General features: G+C 50.0%; 17 protein-coding genes. 11 read left to right on the forward strand and 6 right to left on the reverse strand.

The window, feature by feature from the left end; translation table 11 throughout:
- The first annotated feature begins 33 nt into the window (after positions 1-33).
- From MRBLPE1_RS12765 to MRBLPE1_RS12780, 4 genes are all read left to right on the forward strand, one after another.
- Entirely contained in the window at positions 34-309 is a 276-nt protein-coding gene (locus MRBLPE1_RS12765; protein ID WP_364145797.1) for a hypothetical protein, read from the forward strand.
- A gap of 228 nt (positions 310-537) precedes the next feature.
- A complete protein-coding gene (locus MRBLPE1_RS12770) occupies positions 538-1,290 on the forward strand; it encodes an ABC transporter ATP-binding protein (protein ID WP_364145799.1) in 753 nt (250 codons plus the stop codon).
- Positions 1,278-2,039, forward strand: coding sequence for an ABC transporter permease (locus MRBLPE1_RS12775; protein ID WP_364145801.1), 762 nt, complete (start codon positions 1,278-1,280; stop codon positions 2,037-2,039). The genes MRBLPE1_RS12770 and MRBLPE1_RS12775 overlap by 13 nt, the downstream gene beginning before the upstream one ends.
- Entirely contained in the window at positions 2,036-2,890 is an 855-nt protein-coding gene (locus MRBLPE1_RS12780) for an MBL fold metallo-hydrolase (RefSeq protein WP_364145803.1), read from the forward strand. Before MRBLPE1_RS12775 ends, MRBLPE1_RS12780 begins: the two co-directional genes overlap by 4 nt.
- A gap of 26 nt (positions 2,891-2,916) precedes the next feature.
- On the opposite strand, the gene MRBLPE1_RS12785 is transcribed toward MRBLPE1_RS12780, so the two are convergent.
- Complete coding sequence (locus MRBLPE1_RS12785) at positions 2,917-3,345, reverse strand: DMT family transporter (protein WP_364145805.1); 429 nt, start codon at positions 3,343-3,345, stop codon at positions 2,917-2,919.
- Positions 3,346-3,531: 186 nt separating this feature from the next.
- Here MRBLPE1_RS12785 and MRBLPE1_RS12790 point away from each other — a divergent pair, with 186 nt between their 5' ends.
- Both MRBLPE1_RS12790 and MRBLPE1_RS12795 read left to right on the forward strand, forming a co-directional pair.
- A complete protein-coding gene (locus MRBLPE1_RS12790; RefSeq protein ID WP_364145807.1) occupies positions 3,532-3,996 on the forward strand; it encodes a divergent PAP2 family protein in 465 nt (154 codons plus the stop codon).
- Positions 3,997-4,173: 177 nt separating this feature from the next.
- Positions 4,174-4,950, forward strand: coding sequence for an alpha/beta hydrolase (locus MRBLPE1_RS12795; RefSeq protein WP_414698882.1), 777 nt, complete (start codon positions 4,174-4,176; stop codon positions 4,948-4,950).
- Between the two features lie 15 nt (positions 4,951-4,965).
- Here MRBLPE1_RS12795 and MRBLPE1_RS12800 read toward each other — a convergent pair whose 3' ends face one another.
- From MRBLPE1_RS12800 to nirB, 4 genes are all read right to left on the reverse strand, one after another.
- Entirely contained in the window at positions 4,966-5,919 is a 954-nt protein-coding gene (locus tag MRBLPE1_RS12800; RefSeq protein WP_364147258.1) for a TRM11 family SAM-dependent methyltransferase, read from the reverse strand.
- 205 nt (positions 5,920-6,124) lie between these two features.
- The gene (cobA, locus tag MRBLPE1_RS12805) at positions 6,125-6,901 is read right to left on the reverse strand and encodes a uroporphyrinogen-III C-methyltransferase (RefSeq protein WP_364145811.1); all 777 of its coding nucleotides are present in this window, start codon (positions 6,899-6,901) and stop codon (positions 6,125-6,127) included.
- 59 nt (positions 6,902-6,960) lie between these two features.
- A complete protein-coding gene (gene nirD, locus MRBLPE1_RS12810) occupies positions 6,961-7,275 on the reverse strand; it encodes a nitrite reductase small subunit NirD (protein WP_364145813.1) in 315 nt (104 codons plus the stop codon).
- A 93-nt stretch (positions 7,276-7,368) separates the two neighbouring features.
- The gene (nirB, locus tag MRBLPE1_RS12815) at positions 7,369-9,810 is read right to left on the reverse strand and encodes a nitrite reductase large subunit NirB (protein ID WP_364145815.1); all 2,442 of its coding nucleotides are present in this window, start codon (positions 9,808-9,810) and stop codon (positions 7,369-7,371) included.
- Positions 9,811-10,133: 323 nt separating this feature from the next.
- Between nirB and MRBLPE1_RS12820 the strand changes: the two genes are divergently transcribed.
- Both MRBLPE1_RS12820 and MRBLPE1_RS12825 read left to right on the forward strand, forming a co-directional pair.
- Positions 10,134-10,751, forward strand: a complete 618-nt coding sequence (locus tag MRBLPE1_RS12820) for an ANTAR domain-containing response regulator (protein WP_364145816.1) — start codon at positions 10,134-10,136, stop codon at positions 10,749-10,751.
- A gap of 15 nt (positions 10,752-10,766) precedes the next feature.
- On the forward strand, positions 10,767-11,810 hold the full coding sequence (locus MRBLPE1_RS12825) for an anthranilate phosphoribosyltransferase (protein WP_364147261.1): 1,044 nt from the start codon (positions 10,767-10,769) through the stop codon (positions 11,808-11,810).
- Positions 11,811-11,889: 79 nt separating this feature from the next.
- Here MRBLPE1_RS12825 and MRBLPE1_RS12830 read toward each other — a convergent pair whose 3' ends face one another.
- Positions 11,890-12,987, reverse strand: coding sequence for a glycosyltransferase family 2 protein (locus MRBLPE1_RS12830; protein ID WP_364145818.1), 1,098 nt, complete (start codon positions 12,985-12,987; stop codon positions 11,890-11,892).
- Between the two features lie 287 nt (positions 12,988-13,274).
- On the opposite strand from MRBLPE1_RS12830, the gene MRBLPE1_RS12835 reads away from it, so the two are divergent.
- From MRBLPE1_RS12835 to MRBLPE1_RS12845, 3 genes are all read left to right on the forward strand, one after another.
- The gene (locus MRBLPE1_RS12835; protein WP_364145820.1) at positions 13,275-15,017 is read left to right on the forward strand and encodes an ABC transporter ATP-binding protein; all 1,743 of its coding nucleotides are present in this window, start codon (positions 13,275-13,277) and stop codon (positions 15,015-15,017) included.
- Positions 15,018-15,029: 12 nt separating this feature from the next.
- Positions 15,030-16,802 (forward strand): ABC transporter ATP-binding protein, encoded by a 1,773-nt coding sequence (locus MRBLPE1_RS12840; protein ID WP_364145822.1) that lies wholly within the window; start codon positions 15,030-15,032, stop codon positions 16,800-16,802.
- Between the two features lie 417 nt (positions 16,803-17,219).
- Complete coding sequence (locus MRBLPE1_RS12845) at positions 17,220-22,910, forward strand: 5'-nucleotidase C-terminal domain-containing protein (RefSeq protein WP_364145823.1); 5,691 nt, start codon at positions 17,220-17,222, stop codon at positions 22,908-22,910.
- Positions 22,911-23,075 lie beyond the last annotated feature (165 nt).

A 23,075-nucleotide genomic window follows, 5' to 3' on the forward strand; every position in this document is an offset into this window, starting at 1 on the left:
TTTTTGAAAATACACCTTTTAAGGAATGATGGCATGGATCGTATTTTTAAAAAAATAAATGATTTATTCGAGGAGTTAGGATTTGAAACGGTGATTATAAATGAGCCGCTATATTCGCAAGGCGGGAGTTATTACAAAATAACCTATGTTGAAGGGTTAAAAGCATTTGTAATTGAAAGTGCGGCTAATTATGATGAAGCAAAAAACAAGGTATTTGAAGATAGTGATCTATATCCAATATTGCTGGGTGAAGACGAAATAATGATAAAACTGCGCAATGATTTAATGAAAGATTACCTTTCAAAGTAATCGATTCAAAGAATTGTGCTATAGATTCATGTTTCATAGACCAGCGTTCCTCTCTCATTCGAATTTGAGATTGATAAATTCATTTTTATCGTCCTTTTCTGATCGTTATCATTATAAAATAGGCAAATCATGCCGACCATGGACGATATCCGGAAATCTAAACGATTTCCTGTTATGTTCAGCGGCAATCGCGCTATAATGAAGGGAAAGCAGAAAGGAGGGCCTTTTATGGAGCCTGTATTGGAGCTGCGGCAATTGCGGAAAAATCGCAGCGGCGTTGAAGGAGGGCCCTTGTTCGCGAATGTATCGGCTGACATCGCCGAGCCTGCTATGATTGCGATACTGGGCGTATCCGGCCAAGGGAAGAGCACGCTGCTCCGCATGCTGGCCGGTTTAGAACAGGTCGATGAAGGAGAAATTCGTTTACATAATGTTTCGCAGCGCGGTACGGATCCGAGAGCATGGAGAATGAAGATGTGTTATGTCGCCCAGCAATCCGTTATGCTGCAAGGAAGCATCGAGCAAAATTTGCGGACGGTTAGTCTGCTGCATCGTATTCCTTATGATGAAAAGCTAGTGCGCCGCTTGCTGCCTCGGCTGGGGCTTGATCATTTGGATGTCTCTAAAAGCGCGGATCAGCTCTCAGGTGGAGAGAAGCAGCGGGTTTCACTGCTGCGCTCTTTGCTTCTTCATCCGGCAGTGCTGCTGCTCGATGAAATTACGGCCTCGCTGGACCGCGGCAGCAAGGAACTGGTTGAACAAGTGCTTCGGGAGTGGCATCATCAACAAGGGACGACGATGCTTTGGGTTACGCATGACCTAGAGCAAGCGAAGCAGATGAGCGGCTCGGTATGGTTTATGGGCGAGGGTACATTGCTCGAAAACAGCAAAACCGCGAATTTTTTTGACCAGCCCTTAACGGAGCCCGCGCGCAATTATATCAAAGCACCCGAACATAAGGAGCCGCCATGTCCATCTTAGCGCTTAGCTTTACGCTGTTATTCGTCATGATTACCATGCTCATATCCGTGTGGCAAAAGCTTGGGCTCGAACGCGATATCGCCTTAGGCACCATTCGTTCTGCGGTACAGCTGCTGCTTGTCGGTTATGTGCTGCAATATATTTTCAATACGAGCAATCCCCTGCTTATCGGCTTTATTCTTATGCTGATGATTGCGGTTGCTTCCTTTAATGCCGGCAAAAGAGGCGAGGGCCTGAAAGGGATCACATGGAAAATCGCGATTGCCATCGCCTCGACAGAGCTCCTAATGATGGGGCTGCTGCTGGGCTTTCGAATCATTGAAGCAACGCCCCAATATATCATACCGATAAGCGGCATGACGATCGGCAATGCAATGGTCGTATCCGGCTTGCTTTTGAATCAGATGAGGAGAGAGGTCGGAGCCTCGAAAGGCGAGATCGAGACGCTGCTTTCGCTCGGAGCTACGGCGAGGCAAGCCATTCAGGACGTGATGAAGCGGTCGGTCAAATCGAGCATGATTCCGACAATCGACGGGATGAAGACGGTGGGACTCGTTCAGCTGCCCGGCATGATGACGGGAATGATCATCGCCGGAGCCAACCCGATCGAAGCCGTTCGATATCAAATATTAATTGTGTTTGCCTTCGCAAGCTCTGCCGCGGTAACGAGCATTATTTTAAGTCTATTAAGCTACCGGCAGTGGTTTACGAAGGACCTGCGTATTCAAAATCTAGAGCAAAAAGGATGATGGAACTCGTGAACGTATACAACAGCGGGGCGGCTTTGGTGAAGCAGATTGCCGAGACGGAGCTCCCCGATCAGGCATTGGCGCTTTGGGCTTTGGGACAAGAGGGCTTTCTAGTCAAATGGAAGAAAAAAACGATCTTGTTCGATCCGTACCTGTCGAACTGGGTGTACGAGCTGAGCGGCCCGCCATGGTCGCGCGCTTTCGAAACGCCGCTCGAGCCGTCGGACTGCTTGGATGTGGACTACGTCGTTTGCTCGCATCACCATGAGGACCACATGGATAAGCTCACGCTGCAGGCGATTGGGAAATCGGCCAAAACGCGTTTTATCGCACCGAAGGCGCATCTGCCGTTGTTGAAGGAGTGGGGACTGCGGGATGATCAGCTGATCGGCATCTCGCATGGACAAGCATTAGAGCTGGAAAACGGCATCCGTCTAGAAGCGTTTGCTGCCAAGCATGAGCAATTTGAACAGGATGAAGCGGGAGAGCATAAATTTCTTGGCTTTGTAGCTAGTTTTTGCGGGATCCATCTCTATCATGCCGGCGATACCGTTGGCTTTCCCGAGCTGGTCACTTGGCTGCAAAGCAGACAGATCGATGTTGCCCTTTTGCCAATAAACGGGCGGGACTTTGTCCGCAATGAGCAGGGGATCGTCGGAAATTGCAACTACCGCGAAGCCGTTGAGATCGCTGTGCAAATCCATGCCGATTTACTGATTCCGATGCATTACGGCCTATTTCCGCATAATGATGAGAATCCGGCCTATTTCGTCGACTATATCCAGCGCAATTATCCGGCTAAGAAGTTCCATATGTTCGCCCCGGGCGAGCGATTTATTTATATGAAATAAGAGATTCAAGAATAACAGGACATTGGCTATTTCAGCTTAAATACGATAATGCCTGCAATCATAATTCCGATTCCGAAGAGCCTGTTGGCGGATAACGGTACTTTGTCGACGCCAAACAAGCCAAGGCTGTCAATGAGCATCGATATGACCAGCTGGGTAATAAGCAGCAGGGCGACGGAATAAGCGGGACCAAGCGCAGAAATGCTCTTTGTGACGGTGAATATGATCATGACGCCGAATACGCCGCCCAGCCAATACAGCTTATTGACCGTGAAAAACTTCGAGAAGCTGCCGTCTTTCATGATAAGCAGTAGGATCAGCGACAGCAGAAAGCCGCTTCCGTGCACCCAAGCATTCGTAAACCAGAAGCCGGCTTTGTCGCTTAGCTTTGTATTGAAAACGCCTTGAAAGCTGATGAATACCCCAGCAATCAGTGAATAGACAATTCCCATCATATCTTTTTCCCCCAAGTACGCTAGTTAGAGTTATGGACTTTCTCTGGCGGAAGCCTATCGCATAAGATTAGCCTCCGGAGGCATCCCTTACTATATAACCTTAATTTCTGCTAAACAATCTGGAACCACATGATTTTGCGGCAATAGGACAAAATGAGGGAGGCAGGATGATTGGAGGTGACAGCTGTGGCAAACAGAGGACTAGTGACGGCGCTTACGGCAGTAGGAGCGGCTCAAATGCTCAAGCTGCCGCTGCATTATGCAAAAACCGGAACTTGGGACATACGTAAAATAATCGGTTCAGGCGGTATGCCTAGCGCGCATTCGAGCGGCGTATCGGCTTTAGCCGCGTACACGGCAACCAAATATGGCGTCAAGACGCCTGAATTTGCGATTTCCGCGATGCTCGGCATCATTGTGATGTACGATGCCATGAATATTCGCAGGCATGCTGGTGAAATTGCGGTACAGGTAAACGATTTGGACGAGGACGTTGAAAGGCTGGCTGGGGAGCATCCGGGCATTTATCATAAGCGCAGGCGCGAGCGGCTTAAGGAAAGCCTTGGGCATCAGCCTCGCGAGGTAGCGGCAGGTTCGCTGCTTGGCGCTTTATTTGGCTTTATCGGCGGTATAACCGCCTTCAAACGATGATGGCGGCGAGCGAAGAAACAGGTATGGAGACAGGTTTAGGCGCTTACGGCTTAGACCTGTTTTTTTTTATATGCGTTTAGATGGCTGGCTTGTTTCATTAGTTATATAATGGAGAAGTCTGACAATTAATATGCATGCAAAAAGGAGATTATAAAAGTGGCGGAGCAATTATTATGGATGCATGGAGCGCCGTTCGCGCTCGGAAATTCGGATGAGGACTGCCCTGCAATTACGCCTTATTTGGTAGAGGGCGACAACCGTCCTGCAATCATCATATGTCCAGGCGGAGGGTATGGCGGGAGGGCTTATCATGAAGGCAAGCCTATTGCCCAGTGGCTGAACAGCCTCGGTATTTCGGCATTTGTGCTGCGTTACCGGGTAGCGCCTTACCAGTATCCCTGCGCGTTGCTCGATATCCAGCGGGCGATACGAACGGTCAGATTCAAAGCCGATCAGTTTCGCGTCAATCCGGACAAGATTGGCATACTGGGCTTCTCTGCAGGCGGCCATTTAGTGTCCAATGCAGGCACAAGCTATGATAAAGGAAACAAACATGCGGAGGATATTATCGAAAGGGAGTCCTGCCGTCCGGATTTGCTCGTATTGTGTTATCCCGTTATCACGCTCAAGGAGCCTTATGCGCATGTTGGCTCTCGAAATAATCTGCTTGGCAAAGAAGCCTTGCCTGAGAAAGTGGAACAGCTGAGCAGCGAGGCTCAAGTATCCGAGGATACGCCGCCTACTTTTTTGTGGCATACATCGGATGACGCAGCCGTACCCGTGGAAAACAGCTTATTGTTCGCTGCGGCTCTCAGCAAACATAAAGTGCTGTTTGACCTGCATGTGTACGCAAAGGGCCGGCATGGGCTCGGTTTAGCCGAGGATGAAGAGCATACGAACGAATGGACGTCTGCATGCGCCTCCTGGCTTGCGCTCAATGGTTATCATTCATAGCCTTAACTGTCGCCTTTAAACGCAAACAATGATTTGCCTGACGAAGCCGCCTTTCCGGGTCGAACAACGATCGGATATGTTGAAGCCGGCGTCTGCAATAAGGTCGTCCATCGGATCGGCAGTGATAACGATCACTTTGCTTGCAATTCGGCGGGCATGCTTCAGCAAAGAAAGCTGTTCTTCAGGCGTTGTGCGGGAAAAGTGGTTGTAAGGCATATCTACGACAGCCGCATCGTAGTGGCTTATGATATCGGCAATATCCCCGCAAACGACATCTGTTTTGAATTCGAAATGCGCGAGATTCTCGAGCGTTCCCCGGATGACAAAAGGATTGATATCTCGGCCTACGATATTAATATTCATCGACAGCGCTTCAACAAGCACGGTCCCAATGCCGCAGCAGGGGTCGATAGCGGTTTTCCCGAGTGGCTGAGGCACTGCGATATTCGCAGCGGCCCTGGCTACCCGGGTGCTGAGCGCTATGGAATAGCTGCGCGGCTTCTTTATTTGCGTTAGCCAAACGGCCTTGCTTTTGATGTAGTTACCGAAATACCAACGGCCGCCCCAGCGTAAAATGCCAAAAGTAAAGTCAGGGCTTCGCACATCGGCTTCCCCTTCGATATACATGCCAATTTCTCGTTCAATGCTGCGTTGATCGTCGAAATCGGGTTTTTCCTCCTTCGAGAGATCCGTCATTTTGACGAAAATGACCTTGAACGTCGCATCGCCTAATTCGATTTGCCTTACCTGCTCCAAAATATCCTCTAGGCGCTCGCCTTGATAGAGGACCTCGAGCCGCTCTCTCATGAAAGGGCTGCGGTCGGGATGGACGTCTATTTCGCTCATTAATAGCCCAGAGTCTGATTGTTTATCGAAAAACGAACGCATTTCTAAATGGCAAAGCTCAGTTTCTTCCAATCGATAGCCATAGGTATAGAGGTATAACGGCGGTTGGTTTCTAGTTTCCAGCTGATTCGCATCCTTTATAAAAAACAATTGAGGCTTCTAGTATACAGGAAACCGCAGTCCTTACAAAGGAATGGAGCGGACGAGTAGAGGCTTTTTGCGTGGATTTGCATGAAGCCGCGAGCGACAGCGGGATGCGCTGCCGCTGCGACGATGCGACGAAGCGGGCAGAGACGGCAGAGATAACTGAAACAAGGAGTAAGACGGCTTAACTAATAAGCGATACAGCTTGCTGCTCCGCTTGCATCAAACGTTCGCGCACGCGGACGACTTCGCCGATAATAATGAGAGCGGGATTGGCAAGCTTCATCGTTACCGCTAGGGTATGGATATCCGATAACGTTCCGACGATCGTGCGTTGACGATTCGTTGTGCCACGTTCGATTAAGGCAACGGGCGTTGCTGCGGATTTCCCATGCTTCAAAAGTTCTTCGCGAATAGCAGGAAGCTCGCTTACACCCATGTAAATGGCCAGCGTATCGACGCTGTGAGCGAGCAAATCCCAGCGAATCGGCGATTTGTCGCCGTGACAGCGGCTGCCGGTCACGCAGGCGAAGGATGCGGCATATTCACGGTGCGTGACGGGAATGCCGGCAGCAGCGGCAGCGCCGATAGCTGAGGTGATCCCGGGCACGATCTCGTAGGGAATGCCCCAAGAGGCGAGCTCTAAAGCTTCTTCGGCGCCTCTTCCGAAGACTAGTGGATCGCCGCCCTTAAGGCGGACGACCGTTTTTCCTGCTTGCGCGTATTTGACGAGCGCTTCGTTAATGATATGTTGAGGCATCGCATGCGAGCCGGGAGCTTTGCCGCAGTAGACCAGCTCTGTATCGGAGCCGGCGTAGGCTAATAATTCTTTGCTGATAAGACGATCATAGAGGATAACGTCTGCCTGCTGAATACGTCGCATGGCTTTCACCGAAATAAGCTCTGGATCGCCAGGACCAGCGCCGACTATATATACCGTACCTGTTGTTATGTTTCTCATAGGCTGCTCCCTTCGGCTGATTATGCCGTTTTAGTATCTGAATTTAATTCTTTCTCTCCTTAGACCGTTACGTAGATCGATCCGCTCTCACTATCGATTTCGGTCTCAAAGGTCGTTACGCAGCCATCGTCAGGCTCATGCACGCGTCCGCTGCGCAAATCAACTTTCCAGTCATGAAGCGGGCAGTGTACGGCTGTGCCGCACACCATCCCTTCCGAAAGCAGGCCGCCCTTATGCGGGCATTTATTCTCAACGGCAAGCACGCTGCCGTCAGTTAACCGAAATACGGCAATTTCAATGTCTTTTACTTTAATGCGTCGTGATCCCTTTACATCTATGTCAGATAGGTTGGCTACTAACAGCTTTGTTGTCATAGGTGACTCCCCCTGAAAAGTTTTGTTTAGCAAAGCCCTATTTCGAAGAAATTCGCTATTGGCCATGCGTTCAATGCTAGCTGCGCGTAGATCCTATAGCTGCACGGGCTGAGCGCTGTTCAATTGCTCGAAGTTTTTACGGAGTTCGTCCGTTTCGACAATTTGCTTCCATGGGTCGGTTGTCAGGCTGAGTGTTTTCTCGATACGCGATTTAAGGGCAAGGCGCTCTTCGCGATTTTCGAGGCCTTTCTTGACATGGTCGAGACCCACGCGTTCGATCCATTGAGCAGTACGTTCGTTCCATTGTGCATTTTCCCGATAGAGCTGCAAGAATGCGGAGGACCATTCCAGAACCTCATCCTCTGTTTTGACGATGCAGAGAAGATCGGTAGCCCGAACCTTTACGCCGCCGTTTCCGCCGACATGAAGCTCCCAGCCTCCGTCTATGGCGACTACGCCGAAGTCCTTAATCGTAGCTTCCGCGCAATTTCGCGGGCAGCCGGATACGGCAAGCTTAACCTTAGCCGGTGTATTTAGACGCTCGAATGCTTTCTCCAATTTGATGCCCATTCCGATTGAATCCTGCGTGCCGAATCGGCAGAAGGTTGAACCGACGCAAGTTTTAACGGTTCTAAGCGTTTTGCCGTAAGCGTGGCCTGATGGCATATCCAGCTCTTCCCAAATTTTCGGAAGATCCTCTTTCTTGACGCCAAGCAAGTCTAGCCGTTGTCCGCCCGTGAATTTCACCATCGGCACATCGAATTTCTCGGCGACCTCCGCGATTTTCTTTAAATCGGCAGGGGACGTTACGCCGCCGTAAATACGAGGAACAACGGAGTATGTGCCATCCTTTTGAATATTTGCATGATAGCGTTCATTGGTGATCCGTGATTCGTTCTCATCCACGTATTCCTCTGGATTAACCATACCGAGGTAGTAGTTGAGCGCCGGACGGCATTTTGAGCAGCCCTCCGGATTGCTCCAGCCAAGAACGTTCATGACTTCCTTGGTCGAGTTGAGATTCATGCGCGTAATTTCCGTAACGATCTCATCCCTGCTATGCGTGGTACAGCCGCAAATGCCTTCTTTTACCGGCTCGCCGACCGCATCGCCGGCATACAGGTGAAGCAAGCCTTCCACGAGCGGCTTACAGCCGCCGCAGGAAGCGGATGCTTTCGTGCAGGATTTAATCGCGCCTACCGTGTTGCAGCCTTTGTTCGCGATGGCATCCGCTATCGTTCCTTTAGAAACCCCGTTGCAGCCGCAAATGATTTCGTCATCGGCCATTGCTTCAAGTCTGTTCCCGCCGGAAGATTGGCCCAATAAATCGGATGAAATGCCGAGCAGAATTTCTTTCTCGCGTCCGGCAATCGATTCACCTTTCTTAATAGAAGCAAACAATTCGGCACCGTCGGACGTATCGCCGAAAAGAACGGCGCCGATGAGTTTGCCGTCTTGAACGACAATCTTTTTGTAGGTGTTTGCCATGTCGTCTTGAATCTTGAGCGAGCGGGTGCCAGGCACTTCATCAAAGCGGCCAGCCGAGAACACGTCAACGCCGGATACTTTAAGCTTTGTCGAAGTAACCGAGCCGGCATAACCAGCCGTTTCAACCCCAGCCAGATGCTTAGCGAGTACAGCGCCTTGCTCATAAAGGGGAGCCACGAGGCCGTAAGCGATTCCTCTGTGCTCAGCGCATTCGCCTACGGCGTAAATGCCAGGTACGTTTGTTTGCATGAAATCGTCGACAACGATTCCGCGGTTGACTTCGATGCCCGATGCTCTTGCCAGATCCACGTTAGGTTTAATACCGACGGCCATAACGACCAAATCGCCGTCTACCTCGCTGCCGTCAGCGAACACTAAGCCGGTTGCACGGCTTTTACCTTTAATGGAAGCCGTACTTTTTTGCAGCAAAAATTGCATGCCTTGCGCTTCGAGCTCGCGCTGCAGCATTTTGGCAGCCGCCTCGTCCAACTGGCGTTCCATCAAATAGCTAAAAATGTGGACGACGTTTACTTCCATTCCCAGATGGAGCAAACCGCGTGCCGCTTCAAGACCGAGCAAGCCGCCGCCGATGACTACGGCTTTTTTGTATTTTTTGGACGCGTCGATCATCACTTCGCAATCGTGGATATCGCGGAATGCGATAACGCCTTCTTTGTCCGCGCCTGGAAGAGGAAGCATAAATGGATTAGAGCCGGTTGCAATAATGATGTTATCGTAGTCAACTTCAATGCCTAGATGGGAGGTAACCTTCTTAAGTTCCGTATCAATTTTCGTTACCTTGTGGCCTGTATGAAGAGTAATGTTGTTTTCTTTGTACCAATCCCAGTCGTTTATGACGATTTCTTGCATATCGGCGCCGCCGCCTAGGACGGAAGACAGCATAATGCGGTTATAGTTAGGATGCGGTTCGGCCCCGAAGATCGTAACGTCGTAGCTTTCGGGAGCCAGCTTCAGCAAATGCTCAATCGCTCGAACCCCCGCCATGCCGTTTCCGATTAATACTAACTTCTTCTTAGTTGTAGTCATTGTATTTCTCTCCTCTCAAACTCTGCCTAGGCGAAAAGAAGAAAAGCCTGCTTCGCTCCTAGGGAAAACGCACGTCCCCTAAGAAAACGAAAGCAGGCTTCTTTGCCGCTTCAAAACGAATACACCGTTGTACTCGTGAATGTTATGAATATGATAACGTAAATATACAATGGATTTGGAGCTCATGTCAATATAGTTGACATCAAAAAGTGTGAAAAAACTTGGTTAGTGACAATTCATGCTTTTGTATGTTATATATAATCACAAAGGTATCGACTTGTGCTGTATTCACAATAAAGTCGAATAGGAGGGGGCACTTCTAAATGCGTTCTTTGTTAGTAGTCGAACATTGTGCGTCAAACGAGGTGGCAATCGCGGACCCTCAGTCGGATCAGCATTCCAAGAAACAAACGCCAAAGTATTTATTAGAAGAGTATGGTTATCAGGTGCTTCGCGCAGGGGACGAGAAGAAGGCTGAGTTGCAGATGAACAACGCAGACGCAGTCGTGCTTCATGTGCCTCTTAATGAAGTAAAGCAATGGAGAGCTAGGCTGTTAAAGCAAAAAACCGTTCCTTTATTATGGTGGTGCAGTACGGTATCTGCTTCTCTTTCAGCGTCATTTTGCGAGGACGACATTCAAGTGGACGGTATCCTTGCACCTTCGATGAGTGAGCAGGAGCTTCACTGGGCTCTTCATTTTGGCTCCAAGCAATGCTTTGAGAGGCTGCAGTGGATCAATGAACGCAAGCAGCTGGAGGGCAGGCTCGAAGAGCGGAAATGGATTGATATGGCAAAGGGTATTTTGTGCAAAATCAAAAATATTTCTGAAGCGGAAGCTTACGATGTGCTGCGGAAGCAGGCGATGAACGAGCGTAAACGCATGGTGGATGTGGCGACGTCTATCGTTAAGGTCTATCAAATCCTTCAGGATCAAAAATAAGGGGGCTTTGCGATGATGATCAACCTATTAAAGGAAGTAGGCCGGGGAAAGAGAGGGGCGCGGGATCTGGCGTATGATGAAGCATTGCTTGCAGCCAACGCCATCCTGGAATTAAAGGCAACCCCGGCGCAAATAGGCGCCTTTTTCATTGCTGAACGCATAAAAATGGAAAGCGTCGAAGAAATCGAAGCTTTCGTTAACGTATGCCGCAAGCATGCGCATCGTGCGCCTATCCAGCAAGGGCTTGATTGCGCAGGGCCGTATGACGGCAGGAAAAAATCATTCTATGCGTCATACTCAACCGCGTTCGTTCTTGCCGCTGCGGGCTTGCCGGTTACGCTTCACGGAGCGGCGTCCTTGCCACCCAAATGGGGAATCACGCTGCATGATCTGTTGAAGGATTCCGGCATTGATGCCGATCTGCTTTCCCAGGACCGCATTATCCAAGCAGCAAAGAAAACGGGCGTGCTGTATGTGCCGGCCGAAGAATGGTGTCCTCCCCTTAAAGCGCTGCGTTCGATTCGGGTTGAGCTTGATATGCGCACGGTGCTGAATACGGCGGAGAAACTGATCGATTATTCTCATTCCCCGTATTTAATATTCGGGGTTTATCATAATACCGTTTTCGAGCGCATGGCCAAGTTAGCGAACAACTTAGCCTATAAGAAAGCGCTCATCGTTCAAGGAGTGGAAGGCTCGGAGGATTTGTTCATCGAGCGGCCGACCCGGACCTATTTTGTAGAAGAAGGGCAATCGCAGCTTCATATTATCGATCCGGATGCCTACGGTTTGGAAACCTCCGTACCGGACATCATTTGGACGCCTGCCGAGCAGGTGAGGGAAACGGAAGCCGTGCTGCAAGGACGCGGACACCTTGCATTCGCCAATCAAGTCATGCTTAATGCAGCCGTGAGGCTCAAGCTGGCGGATAAGGTCGACTCGATTGAGGAAGGTCTTTACGTCAGCAAGGATTTGCTCGACAATGGCTCTCCGTGGGAGCTTTACCGCATATGGCAAAATGTCATGGGGACCCAAAGCGCGCTGCCCTGCAGCAGCTAATACTTATATTGTAAAGGCCTGTGCCCAAATGTGCACAGGCCTTTCTTTGCTTAAGACGGGAAGCGAACGCGTGCTTCACTTACCGTTTGTTGATGCGCAAGGACTGATCGGTAAGGCGTTTGCTTTTCCCGAATAGGTTGAAGGGAAAGAAGGAGCGTGCTGCGGGCTTGCCAAATTCCCAGTAGAAGAGAACGGCGGACAGCTTGAATTTGAATGCCAGATAATAAATATACTCCTTCGGGCTTGCGCATTTGTACCGGAAACCCAAAGCCTTTGTACTGTCCGTAAACATCTCCAGGGAAACGAGTTTGGCTAGATCCTCCTTCTTGGCAGCTGTCGGACTGTTTTTCATATTTTTGATCAGCATGCCGAGAATCGTTTGTATGTAATAAACCGCCATATCTTTTCTGTAATGATCATGGGCAATCAAACGGGATTTTTCGGAATGCTGTTTTCTGTATCGGTACTGCAGGACAAGGCTCCGCTCCAAGTATGGCTTATAGGGGGCGCGCATGAGACTGTCCAAATTGTTAACGGTGTTGTAAAAGTATAAGCAATCCGGAATCGCATATACGCGATCGGCGCTGAGCATAGACTCGAGCAGGAATATCGTATCCTCTCCGATCGTCAGCTCCTCTTGGAAACGAATGCTGCTATTCGCAAGCCAAGAGTGAAGAAAGAGACAGCGCCAGACGAAGCAAAGCTCGTTGTCCGAATGAACGGAGGCAGCGCTGAGCACAAAGTCCTTGCCGTTCATGACGGTATGGAGGGTGAACCGCGGAGCGCGCGCGAGCTGGGAGGGAATGGTCTCGAAGCCGCTGACGACAATGTCGCAGGCATGCTCCTCGGCAGCGGCATAAAGCTTGGCGAAAAATAGTTCGTCGATTTCATCGTCAGCGTCCAAAAATGCGATGTATTTGCCCGTTGCGGCCTTAAATCCGGCGTTTTTTGCGCTGCTTGTGCCGCCGTTAGCCTTATGGAGTACTTTGATCCGTGCATCCTTGGCTGCATACTCCTCGCAGATTGCTCCGCTGTGGTCGGTGGAGCCGTCATTGACGAGCAGCAGCTCGATAGAACGGAAGGGCTGCCGAAGAATGCGATCCAGGCCTCGATATAACCATTTCTCCGCATTATAAATAGGTACGACTACACTTACGGCAGCGTCCACATGCTTCACCTCGGGATTGATCCAAATTCATGACGCAGCCAAGCTAAGTAACCCTATCATATCATATTCGTTATAAAGAACAACACGTTTTTGATCTATGCGGCAGTGTCTAAAATTTTGCCCAAAAGAAGGATATTGTTACACATTAAGGTGAAATTTGACCTGCGAAACTGCTATACTGAAAAGTGGCGGTTGATCGGGTGCGTCCGGGCTTTGGCGATCGAATGGAATAGGCTCGAAGCGACCTGGCGCATGGGTATACGCCGTGTGAAAGATAAGGTGAAAAGGGGGATATCATGTCTTTTGTAAATCGATTGCGATGGTTTTTTAAGGATAGATGGGGAAGCTACGTGCTCGCTGTCGGCATCATGGCATTAGTCAGCCTGTTATCAACGGTACCGCCCAATCTCATTGGCAAAACGGTAGACCACATCCGCGAAGGCGAGCTGACCTCTTCGGGTTTGACGCAGACGGTACTGCTGCTGATCGGTCTTTCGCTATTTTTATACATCATGGTGTACATATGGATCACGACGCTGTTCGGGAATTCGGCGCTTATCGAGAAGGTGCTGAGGGGACGGCTGCTGGCCAATCTGACGAGGATGACGCCGGCCTTTTTCCAACGCAACAGTACGGGCCAGCTCATGGCTCTAGCTACGAATGATGTGCTCGCGATCGGGCAAACGGCTGGTTATGGCGTGATGACGCTCGTCAATACGCTTGTTGGCGCTTCGGTAGTCGTTATTATGATGATTTCGCTCGTAAGCTATAAATTAATGATTGCGGCCCTAATTCCGCTCCCGCTGCTGGCGGTCGTGATCAGCAAGCTGGGCAAAAAGGTGAGAACGCGCTTTCTAGACGCTCAGGCATCCTTCGGCAAAATGAATGATCACGCGCTGGAGTCCATCTCGGGCATACGCGTCATCCGCTCCTATGTACAGGAGAACAATGACTTGTCTGCGTTCCATAAGGTGACGACCGACGTGATGCTCAAAAATAAGCGGGTTTCCATTTTGAATGCGCTTTTCCAGCCGATCATTTCGTTGATTGTCGGAGTGAGCTATTCCATCGGAATCGGCTATGGCTCATATCTCGTCTTCCAGGATGAGATTTCGCTCGGACAGCTCATTTCGTTCAATATTTACTTAGGCATGCTCATTTGGCCGATGATTTCTTTTGGCGAATTTATCAATGTCCTGCAGCGCGGAAGCGCCTCGGCTGACCGGTTGGATACGGCGCTGACGCAAAAGCCCGATCTGAAAGACGCGGATATGCCCGTTTCGATTAAGGTTCCTACCCGCATCGAGACGAAGCAGCTTACCTTTACTTATCCTACGGCGAGCCAGCCTAGCCTATCGGGCGTTTCCTTTCAGCTTGAACGCGGCCAGACGCTGGGTATCGTAGGCAAAACGGGGAGCGGGAAGAGCACGCTGCTGAAGCAGCTGCTTCGCCAATATCCCTTAGAGCAGGAGCGGCTGTTTATTGCAGGCGTGCCCGTCGAGCAGATTGCGATTGACCAAATGCGGCGCTGGATCGCATATGTGCCGCAGGAGCATTTGCTGTTATCCAAATCGATCTATGACAACATAGCACTTGGCAAGCCGAATGCGACGCCGGAGGAGGTCGCCCGCGCCGTGCAAATGGCTTCCTTTACGGAGGATATCGCGCAAATGCCTGAAGGGCTTGAAACCGTCGTAGGCGAAAACGGCGTGATGCTCTCGGGCGGTCAGAAGCAGCGCCTGGCAATCGCGCGCGCTTTGCTGATCGATTCTGAAATTTTGCTGCTGGATGACTCGTTATCGGCGGTGGATGCGCGGACGGAAAGCCGGATTCTTCACCATATAAGGCTGGAACGCGAAGGTAAAACGACGTTTATTACGACACATCGTCTCTCCGCGGTTAGCCATGCGGACTGGATTATCGTGCTGAACGAAGGACGCATCATGGAAGAAGGCACGCATGAGGAATTGATGCTGTTCGGAGGCTGGTATAAGGAACAATGGGAACGGCAGCAAATGGAAGCTAGCTTGGAAGAATGAGGAGGCTCTTGAATGCCAAAGCAATCGACGGCGAGAAGACTATTCGCATATGCTCTCGTTTATAAGTTTAGAATTATCGGCGCCCTGCTCATTCTTTGCAGCGCGGTAGGGGCCGAGCTTGGCGGACCTTTTATTATAAAAACGATTATCGACAAACACTTATCGGCGGGCGGCGGCGAGTTAGGGCCCGTATTGTGGCTTCTCGCGTTATATATGGGACTGCTGCTTCTCGCCAGTATCGGAAATTTCTCGCAGTCCTATATTTTGCAATCGACTGCATTGCAAATTATCCAGAACATGCGCATGGATCTTATGCGGCATATCCAGCGGATTCCGCTGCGCTATTTTGACAACACGCCGATCGGCCAGATCGTATCGAGAATCGCGAACGACACGGAAGCGGTGCGTGATTTGTTCATGAGCTTCATGGCAACCTTCGTTGTAAGCTTCGTGCAGCTCATCGGCATTTTTACGGCGCTGTTTATATTAGATGTGCGCTTGGCTTTGTTTTGCCTGCTGCTGCCGCCGATTTTCGCGCTCATTATGGTCGTGCATTTGAAATATTCGAAGAAATACATTACGGTCATGCGGGCCAGGCTTAGCGATATGAATGCCATGATCAATGAATCGATCGTCGTTATGCCGATTATTCAAGCTTTTCGCCGCGAGAAGGTCACGCTGGAGGAGTTTGAGGTACTCAATGAGGATCGGTATGTTAACCAGATCAAACAATTTCGGGTATTCTCTTTATCCTCGAGAAATATCGTGGGCACAATCGGCAGCTTGGTTACGGCGATGGTCATTTGGTATTTTGGGCGCGCATCCCTGGAAACGGCTATTATGTACGGGGTATTCTATGCGTTTATTGACTATTTAGGACGTATTTTTCAGCCGATTATCGGTATCTTCGATCAGCTCACGAATGCGCAGCGCGCTTTCGTTTCCGCGGAGAAGGTGTTCGCCATCCTCGATATGGAAGGCACGGAGGTGGAAGAGGTCAGTCAGGCGAAAAAACCGGACGGCGCCGTGAAATTCGACAATGTGACGTTTGCGTATAAGCCGGGCGAAAATGTGCTGAAACAAATATCGTTCGAAGCGCGCAAGGGGGAGACGGTCGCTTTGGTCGGGCATACCGGTTCGGGAAAAAGCTCGATTATGAACCTTTTGCTCGGCTTTTATGAGCCGGATAAAGGAAGCATTTCGATTGACGGACGCAATATTGCGACGTACTCGAAGCAAGAGCTGCGCAAGCATATGGGGATTGTGCTGCAGGATCCTTATTTGTTTGCGGGGGACATTAAGTTTAATGTCAGTCTGTACAACAAGGATATTTCGATCGACCGCGTGAAAAGCGTGCTGAAGGATGTCGGCGCAGCTCCGTTTATTGAACAGCTGCCAAACGGCTACGATGAATTGGTGGTTGAGCGCGGCAGTACGCTGTCATCGGGGCAGCGGCAGCTTATCTCCTTCGCCAGAGCGCTGGCGTTCGATCCGTCGATTCTCATTCTGGACGAGGCAACAGCGAGCATAGATAGCGAGACGGAGGGACTTATCCAGCAGGCGCTGCGAGTGGTCAGCCAAGGCCGGACGACGCTGGTGATCGCGCACCGTTTGTCTACCATTCGCGAGGCGGATCAAATTCTTGTGCTGCATCGCGGCGAGATCGTAGAGCGAGGAAATCATGATGCATTAATGGCTCTTGAAGGCAGGTATTTCAAGATGTATCAGCTTCAGAAGGGCGAGAAGGCCGTGTTGGAACAGGCAGGCGTGACGAAAGAAGCATAGTTCGAATAAAACAGAGGCTAAGGTTCCGTATATATGACATAAACAGTCATGTGTGCGGAGCCTTTTTGTTTGTGTTTACGCTTGACTTAAGGCTAATTTTCTATTACTTTCTACCAATTGACAGGAAATTCGTTCCAATGTATACTCTTGAATAAGTTTAATGTCAGTTTACATCACATTTAATTTACGCGGCCCTTTAGCTTTTGGGCCCAAAGCTAGGATCCCTTTCCTTCATCAATGCAAATAGTCTGCTTTCAGATGGCATGCATGTAATGAAGCAAAGGGATTTTTTTATTGCCGCGTATGAACAAATGTGCATGTTTACTAGAACTTTATTTCAATTTGATATGGGGATGACAAATTTTTACTAAGATAACCAAGATAAGTAATGCTATTTATAGTTGTGGAGAGGGGAACATGGGAATGCAGAATTTGATTAGACGAACACAAAGAAAAGCCTGCATGATGCTTGCGGCTCTTCTTGTTGCTGGCAGCACGCTTGGGAGCATCGGGAGTCCGGTACAAGCAGCGCCAGCCAATGATAATCTAGTGATTTCGCAGGTGTATGGCGGAGGCGGCAACAGCGGGGCCGTGTTCAAAAATGATTTTATTGAATTGTACAACCCTACTCCATTCGATGTCACGTTAGACGAATGGTACATCGCTTATGCATCAACAGGAGCGACAGCCTATCCGGCAAGAAATGCTTCAAATACGCTTGAGCTTTCAGGGAAGATTGGCGCAGGTCAATATTATTTGATTCAGCTTAAAGCAGGAGCGGCAGGTACGGTTGAATTGAGCTCACCGGATTTGAGTTCGGCAGCAATCGATATGGGCGGTACGAACGGGAAGATACGACTGTATAATGGCTCTTCTGCTGTTGTGGATACAGTCGGCTATGGATCGGCTAGCGTGCCTGAGACGCTGGAGACCACACCGGCCGGCGCTTTAAACTCGACGAAAGCGGCGATTCGCAAATCGCTTGATCAAGTAGAAAGAGCTCTCGATACGGATAACAACAGCACAGACTTTGAAATCAGGACGCCCGATCCTCGCAATTCTTCTTATGGCGTTATTGCAGAAGGAGTAGAAGCGGTCGAACCGGATGTAAGCCCTGGAGCCGTGCAATCGGGCACGATCATCAAGCTCTCAACGCCAACGGTTGGCGCCAGCGTCTACTACAGCGTCTATGGCGCAGGAGATGCGCAGGTCGCTCCTGAAAATTTCACTTGGTATCAACCGGGTACTTCATCTATCGTCATAAATGGACCGACGAAGGTACATACGTATGCGAAGAAAGAAGGCTTAACGAATAGCGAGCTTCGCGAATTTTCGTACAGCCTCTCGGAGTTAGGTACAATTGCAGAGGCCCGTGCTGCAGCAATCGGTACAAACGTTACCCTCAGCGGGGTAATTACGCATAGGGCAGACTCCGGCGGGTTTGTAAATCTTTTCGTTCAGGATGCGAATAACGGCATCATCGTTAGAGTTCCAAACAGCGTCTCTGCAGAGCCGGGAAATCAAATTGAGGCTTACGGCACGCTGAGCGAATTTTCGGGTTTGCTTCAATTGAATGCCAGCGTAGAAAATACGAAGGTAACGGGATCTGTTCCTGTCCCGGCGCCTATCCATGTAGATTCAACAAGTTTCGGCAAAACGATCGAAAATCGCAATAAGTTTGAAGGTCGTCTGGTTCAAGTGAATAACTTGACCGTTGAAAGTGTCGCGAGCGGCGTAGTTATAGCAACGGATGCGGCCAGCGGCGATAAAATCATTATCTATTCTTCCGATGCTTCATTTGTAGCTGGGAAAATGTTTGAGCAGGTAACGGGCGTTATGACGTATCATTCCAGCGTCGGGCTGGAGCTTCTTCCCCGCTTTCCGCTGGACATTGTAGAGAAGCGTTTGGCAGTACAAGCTAGTGTTCCTTCTGGCGGCATTAACGCCGGCGGCTCAGTAGTGCTAAGCACGCTGGCTGAGGGCGGTGTCATTCGTTATACAACCGATGGAACCGTACCGACGGCATCGGTGGGCACCATTTATACAGGCTCGATTGTCGTTAATGCGGATACCGTTATTAAAGCGGTTGTTACTGCTGGAGGACAGACAAGCGAAGTAGCAACCTTTACTTATAAGCTGCTGGAAAATACAGATGGCATTGCGATTAATAAAATTCAAGGCGAGTCACATAAGTCGATTTACAACAATGTACAGGTTTCCAATGTCACGGGCATCATAACTTCGGTAACTACGAATTCCTTCTATATGCAAGCGCCTGATGCGGAGAAGGATAACAAACCTAACACGTCGGAAGCCATTCAGATCTATAAGCCAGTGCATGGCTTGGCAGTGAAGGATGCTGTATCCGTATCGGGTACGGTGCAGGAATACGGCAACAGCCCATCGCTTACGGTCACTCAAATTAATGCCGAGTCGATCAATAAGCTGTCAAGCGGCAATGAGCTTCCAGCCGCAGCCTTGATCGGGACAGGCGGACGCATCATTCCCAACCTAATCGATTCAGACCGTTTTGGCGTGTTTAATCCAGCCGTCGATGCGATTGATTTTTTTGAAAGTTTGGAAAGCATGCTTGTCGAGCTCAAACAGCCGACGATTACGGGACCGTATGCCAATTCTGTAACTCCGGTTACGGTTGATAACGGCGCGAATAATCCGGTAAAAACGGCTGCAGGCGGCATTGTGCTGCAGGGTGACGGATTAGATCCGGCAGACAGCAGTCTGAATCCTCAAAAGCTATTTATCGGCGGTTCCAAACCGGCGGGCACAGAGATCAAAACAGGCGATGCTTTTGACGGCAGCATCGTCGGCGTCATTAATTACGCAAGCGATCTTTACAAGTTGATGCCGACTCAGCCATTGCCGGCTATTACTCGCAGCGGCAATACGCAGAAGGTGACGAGTATCGTACCGGATTCGGACAAGCTGACCATTGGTACGTTTAATGTGGAAAACTTCAATGCGGCTGAAACGGCAAAGGCGGCGAAAATCGCATCTATTATCGTGACGAACATGAAGCAGCCGGATATTATCGGCTTGATGGAGGTTCAAGATAATGACGGCGAGAACGATACCGGCATTACGGACGCTTCCCAAAGCTTCCAAGTATTAATCGATGCCATCAAATTGAAGGGCGGACCTGCGTATGCTTACACTGACGTAGCTCCCGAGAATAACAAAGACGGCGGGGCTCCCGGCGGCAATATCCGCGTTGGCTTCTTGTATAATGCCGATCGCGTAACTCTGGCATCAGACAGGAAAGGAAGTTTTGCAACTTCGGTGAAGGTGGATGCACTGGGAGGATTGACGCAAAATCCGGGACGGATCGGATCCGCGGATGCAACGACCTTTGCCTCATCCCGCAAGCCGCTGGTTGCAGAGTTCCTTTTTGAAGGAAAACGCGTAGTAGCGATCGCCAATCACTTAAACTCTAAAGGCGGGGACGGCAAGCCTTGGGGCGATATCCAGCCGGTTGTCCGCAGCAGTGAAGTGCAGCGCGCGAAGCAGGCGGAAGCCGTAAACAGCTTCGTTAAGGAGCTTACGACCAAGGATCCAGAGGCAAGCGTAGTTGTGCTTGGAGACTTTAATGATTTCCAATTCTCCGGCACACTGAACAAGCTGAAGGGTGCAGAACTATCGAACCTTGTAGATAAGCTGCCCGTTTCAGATCGCTATTCTTACATCTATGACGGCAACTCGCAAACGCTGGATCACATTTTGGTAGACAAGGGGAATGAAGAGAAAGCCGAGATTGATGTCGTTCATGTCAATGCTGACTTCGCTATCGAACACGGCAGAGTAAGCGATCATGATCCGCTGCTTGCGCAGCTTGACTTGTCGGCGAAGAAGGATGCGGAGTTTGCGATGACGATTATGCATGTGAATGATTCGCATGCCAACTTGGCGAATGTTGCAAAAAGATTTACAGCAGTGAATCAGATACGTCAAGAAACGGCTCATTCCATCCTTCTTGATGCGGGAGACGTATTCTCGGGTACGCTGTTCTTTAATAAGTATTTAGGTCAAGCGGATTTGGAGTTTATGAATAAACTCGGGTACGATGCCATGGTATTCGGTAATCATGAATTCGATAAAGGGCCTTCAGTGCTGGCTGATTTTGTGGAAAAAGCAAAATTCCCGTTCGTGAGCTCGAACATTGATTTCAGCAAGGAACCCGAGATAAGCGGATTAGTATCCGAGCAAGCTATCGGTGAATCGGCGGACGCAGGGAAAATTTACGACGCGGTTATTTTGGATGAGGGCGGCGAGAAAATCGGGGTATTCGGCTTAACGACCGAGGATACGAAGTTTCTTGCATCGCCGGGCGAAAATATCGTATTCGAGGATCATATCGCGAAGGCGAAGGAAACAGTCAAAATGCTGCAGGACAAGGGCATTAACAAAATTGTAGCGTTAACTCACCTTGGCTACGAGTTTGATCTTAAAATGGCTGAGCAGGTGACCGGTATTGACGTCATCGTCGGCGGACACAGCCACACGAAGGTTGATGCGCCAAAGGTATTCCACGCTGACGGCGAGCCTACGTTGGTCGTGCAGGCAGAGGAGTACAACAAATATTTAGGCAGATTGGATTTGAAATTTAACGATGCAGGCGTGCTTACCAAATGGAACGGCAAGCTGCTGGATATTGCCACCTTTGCGGCAGACCCGGTTGCGACGGAAATGCTGAAACCTTATCAAGCAGGCGTTGCGGAAATTGAGCGTCAAATCATCGGTAAAACGAATGTGCTCCTGGATGGCGAACGCACCAACGTTCGTGCCAAGGAAACGAATCTGGGCAATTTGATGGCAGATGGCATGCTCGCTAAAGTAAAAAGCCTAGTCAGCGGCAATCCGGATTTGCAGCAGTATGATGTAAAAGGGTTCGTGGCGATTCAAAACGGAGGCGGTATTCGCGCATCGATTAAGAAAACCGCAGCGGGCAAAACGGATGGCGACATCACGCTCGGCGAATTGCTGACGGTCATGCCGTTTGGCAATAACCTTACGGCGCTGCGCATGACGGGGCAAGAAATCATTGCGGCGCTGGAAAACGGCGTGAGCGGAGTCGAAACGGGACAAGGACGCTTTCCGCAAGTGTCTGGCCTGCGTTATTATTATGATTCCAAGAAGCAGGCAGAGGTGCTTGACGCGAATGGACAATTAACGCAAGCGGGCAGCCGCATAGTCAAGGTGGAAATTAAAAATGCGGACGGCAGCTATAGCCCAATTGATGTGAACGGCTATTATTTTGTGGCCACGAACTCCTTTATGGCAAATGGCGGCGATTTCTACCGCTCGATGAAGCAGGCGAAGGATGCGGGACGCCAGCATGAGCTGAATATCGTCGACTATGAAGTGTTCTGGGAGCATTTGACGAATCTCGGCACGATCAATATTGGAACGGAAGGCCGCATTACAGATTTGTTGGGCCAGCCGCTGCCTGGTGACGGCGGAGTGAATCCAACACCGACGCCTACGCCGACACCGACACCGACACCGACACCGACACCGACACCAACGCCGACACCAACGCCGACTCCGACGGACATCGAGTTCAGTGACGTAGGCAGCCATTGGGCAGCGAAGGCTATTGAAGAAGCCGTGAAAGTCGGGTTTGTCAAAGGGTATGGAGACGGCACGTTCCACCCTGGGGAAACAGCAACGAGAGCGCAATTTATTACGATGGTCGGCAGAGCGCTTCAGCTGGAATCAACAGCGGGCCAGTTGGATTTTGCGGATGCGGGTGAGGTTCCTGCATGGGCTCGTTCCTTCTTTGCCCAGTTGATTGAAGATAAAATCATAACAGGTTACGAGGACAATACAATAAGGCCGGGAAGTTCCTTAACTAGAACGGAGATGACCGTTATTCTCGTTCGCGCGCTTGGTATTGAGATTGATCCGAATGCGAAGCCAACCTTTGCGGATGTGAGCGACATTCCGGTATGGGCAAGACCGTATATTGCAGCGGCACAGAGGGCAGGTCTCGTTAATGGCATTGGCAGCAACCGGTTTGCTCCGGATGTGAAGGCAACGAGAGCAGAGGTCGTTACGCTAATATTGGCGGCGCTAGATTACGAACAGAACTGAAAATCTTAAAGAAGTAGAAGCGTCCCATTCCACTTTGCAAAATAGTGGGATGGGACGTTGTATTTTGCCTATCGAAAGGGCCGTGCTCTTGTTGTATTATTAATGCTGCTTTGTTATAGTTTTGTGGAATTATGGAGAGCGGTATTCATACATAGAAAGAGTTGA

The sequence above is a fragment of the Paenibacillus sp. LPE1-1-1.1 genome (genome assembly GCF_040676435.1).
In the GTDB taxonomy this organism is placed as follows: domain Bacteria; phylum Bacillota; class Bacilli; order Paenibacillales; family Paenibacillaceae; genus Pristimantibacillus.